This window comes from Stieleria sp., assembly GCF_041595215.1.
Classification (GTDB): domain Bacteria; phylum Planctomycetota; class Planctomycetia; order Pirellulales; family Pirellulaceae; genus Stieleria; species Stieleria magnilauensis.
The window spans coordinates 1-3,704 of sequence record NZ_JBFHKV010000883.1; the positions used below are offsets into that span (position 1 = coordinate 1).

Below are 3,704 nucleotides of genomic sequence, written 5' to 3' on the forward strand. Positions count from 1 at the left end.
CGCGTATTTCGCAGGGAAGAACATCGGGATCTTCATCAATAGCGAAAATTCGAGCTTCGCCGACAGTTTTAGTACGAGCTTCAGCGGTGGCAACAAATCTGACGTTGGACCGACCGCGCCCTCAGTGGCACTTGGTGACTACGTCTGGTACGACGACAATCTCAACGGCATTCAGGACAACGGCGAGTTGGGCGTCCAGGGTGTCACCGTCAATCTTTATCGCGACGGGGACGGTGACGGGATTCCGGAGACCGATGGGTCGGATGGCCCGGTGATCGCGACAGACGTGACGGACAGCAATGGATTGTATTTGTTCGAGAATCTTCAGCCGGGGAACTACTTTGTCGAGTTTGTGACATCGACGCTGCCCAGCGGTTATGTCCTGACCAGCCAAGATCAGGGAACCAATGATGCCGTCGATAGCGACGCCGATCCATCGACGGGGTTAACCGAGGTGATCATTCTCGGCACGGTGGACGATTTGACCTGGGACGCAGGGATCTTCCTGCCTCCGCCGCCTGTGAATCCTGCGATTGACATCGAAAAATTTGTCAAAGTCGTTGAAGACCAGACCGGCGGCGGTGAGGGACTGACTCCTGGGTTTTGGAAGACGCACTCTGAATTTGGACCGGCACCCTTGAAGGGTTGGCCCGATACCGGTTTCTCGCCCCTGGATTCCTACAATTCCGTCTTCGGTGTCAGTGACGATTCCGGACTGACCCTGCTGGATGCGCTGGGGCGTGGCGGGGGCGGACTGAATGCACTCGGACGCCATGCGACCGCCGCACTGCTCAACGCCGCCAATCCCAATGTGGATTACTCCTACACCCAAGCGGAAGTGATCGCGCTGACGCAGGCGGCTTACGCCTCTGGCAACGCGTCGCTGATTGAAAACACCAAGAATCTGTTCGCCGTTCAAAATGAGCTTGGAGCCGACCTCAGCACGCCGGCAGACGTTCCCAACACCAACCCGAATGACTTTGGAGTCGATGCGGATACCCCGCCCGGACCGGCCGCAGAGTTGGGCGACACGATCGTGTTCACTTACTTCGTCACCAACCCTGGCGATGTTGAACTCAATTCCGTTGTCGTCAGCGATGACAATGCGACCCCTGGTAATCCCGGCGACGACTTCAATCCCGATCCCGTCAAAGAAGATGATGGCGCGGGGAACGACTTCAACGTCGGCGATGATGACCAAGACGGCCGGCTCGACCCAGGCGAAACGTGGCTCTACCAGGCACAGATCACCGCTCTCGCGATCGGGCAGTTCACGAACATTGGCACCGTCGTCGGCACTCCGGTGGATGAAAACGGCGATCCCGTCGGACCGGACGTCAGCGACGAAGATCCGGCCAATTACGTCGTGGGCGAACCGCTCGCCTCGCTGGGTGACTACGTATGGGTCGACACAAACGGCAATGGTTTGCAGGACGAGCTGAACACGGGTGTTGACGGCGTAAAGGTCACCTTGACCGGCGGCGGTGCGGACGGAGTAATCGGCACCGGGGGCGACGACACCACGGAAGTCCAAATAACATCCGGTGGCGGAATGTATCTGTTCACGAATCTTAATCCGGGAGAACAATACAAGGTCACCTTCAGCGACCTGCCGTCGGGTTACGTGTTCACCTCGCAAGACCAGGGCACCAATGACGAATTGGATTCCGATGCGGACCCCATCACCGGCATGACGATCGTCACCACTCTGGATCCGGGTGAGCAAGATCTGAGTTGGGACGCCGGGATCGTTCTGCCTCCGCCGCCTCCGATTGGCGTGATCGACGTCGAAAAATATGTCAAAGTCGTTGAAGACCAGACCGGGGGCGGTGAAGGTCTGACGCCCGGTTTTTGGAAACAGCCGCACCATTTTTACGCTTGGACAAACTACTCGCCTTCGGACAACTACAACTCGGTCTTTGGCATCAATGACGATCCAAACCTGACGCTGCTCGATGCGCTCGGCCGTGGAGGCGGCGAGAACGCCGCGCTCGGCCGTCACGCCGTTGCCGCCCTGTTGAATGCTTCTCAGGCAAACGTGGAGTACGAGTTTACAGTCGCTCAGATCATTGCGGGCGTCCAAAACGCGTACAACACCGGCGACTTTGAACCCTTCAAGAACACACTTCAAGATCAGAATGAATTGGGGGCAGATCTGTCCAGCGGCGGAACAGGCGGCGGAACACCCGGACCGGGTGCCGATGCCGACACCGCTCCCGGTTTACAGGTCGCGATCGGCGACACATTGATGTTCACCTACATCGTCACCAACCCGGGTGACGTTGAGCTCGCGAATGTCTCGTTACTCGATGACAACGGCACGCCATTGGACGGTTCGGATGATTTTGCGCCGACGCCGACCGAAGCGAGCGGATTCAATGTTGGCGATCTCGACCAAGACGGCCGACTCGACCCGGGTGAAGAGTGGGTCTACACGTCGATGGGAATTGCCGGTGCCGGACAACACGTTTGCGAGGCAACTGTCACGGGAACGCCCGTCAATGCCGATGGCGATGTCTTGGGCAATGATGTCTCCGATACCGATCCAGCACACTTCTACACTGAACTGGCCGGTTCATCGATACAAGGTATTGTCTGGGCCGATTCAAACGACAACGGCGAAATCGACTTTGGCGAACAGGCAATCCCCGGTGTCGCGGTACGACTGACAGGGGTCGATGCTGATGGCCAAACGGTCGATCGAGTTGCCATCACGGACAACGATGGGGTTTACTTCTTTGGCAACCTTACGTCGAGCAATACGGCCGGTTACACGCTGGAGGAAAGCCAGCCCAGCGGGTACGACGATGGCCAAGATGTCGTCGGGACCATCGACGGAATCATGACCGGGTTACTGGACGGAAATGACGTCATCAGCGGTATCGTGTTGCAGTCGGGACAAGACGGCATCAATTACAACTTCGGAGAAATCGAGATCCAGAACAGCGGTTTCTTGACGGAAGGCCAAACCGCAACGATCGGGTTTTGGCAAAACAAAAACGGTCAGGCTTTACTCAAATCACTCAACGGTGGCTCCGAGAAAACAGACCTGAGCCAATGGCTCGCCGAATCGTTCCCCAACTTGTACGGCAACAAGGCGGGCGACCATGACCTCAGTGGCATGACCAATGCAGAAGTCGCCTCGTTCTTCAAAACCATCTTCAAGGCAAAAAAGCAGCGTGGCTCGACCGGGCCGACGAAGTTGGATCCCCAGGTCCTGGCCGTCGCCTTTGCAGTTTATGTCACCAATGAAAGTCTGGCCGGAACCGCCGCCCAGTCCTACGGTTTCGTGACGGACAGTGATGGAGTGGGCGCACGTCTGTACGACGTCGACGCCGCAATCGGAACGGGTAGCTCCGAGCAACTCTTCGGAAGCGGAGTCCCGTCAGTATTGAGCGTGATGGAAATCCTCACCCGCGTCGACAATGCTTCCACCGATGGCATTGTCTTTGATGACGGAGTCGGCGGCATCGACTCTCTGGAAGCTTTACGTCGATCTCTTGCGAATGATTTGTTTACGTCAATCAATGAAGCGGGTGACATCTGAGCCGCACGCAGCTTGCGGACGCGTCCCGATGGGATTGCGTCAGCACGTGGCGTCAGCCAGTGGCGCGTGATGGTTGGTGAATCGACACACGCGCCGGTCGCTCACGCGTCCCGCTGGGAGGCGTTTTCGGTCGGATCGATTCGGCTGTTGGGAACCG

The 3,704-nt window shown here is 57.6% G+C and carries 1 protein-coding gene; it reads left to right on the top strand.

Annotated features, from left to right (window positions below):
- The first annotated feature begins 124 nt into the window (after positions 1-124).
- On the top strand, positions 125-3,547 hold the full coding sequence (locus ABX749_RS25660; protein WP_372898515.1) for an SdrD B-like domain-containing protein: 3,423 nt from the start codon (positions 125-127) through the stop codon (positions 3,545-3,547).
- The last annotated feature ends 157 nt before the right edge of the window (positions 3,548-3,704 follow it).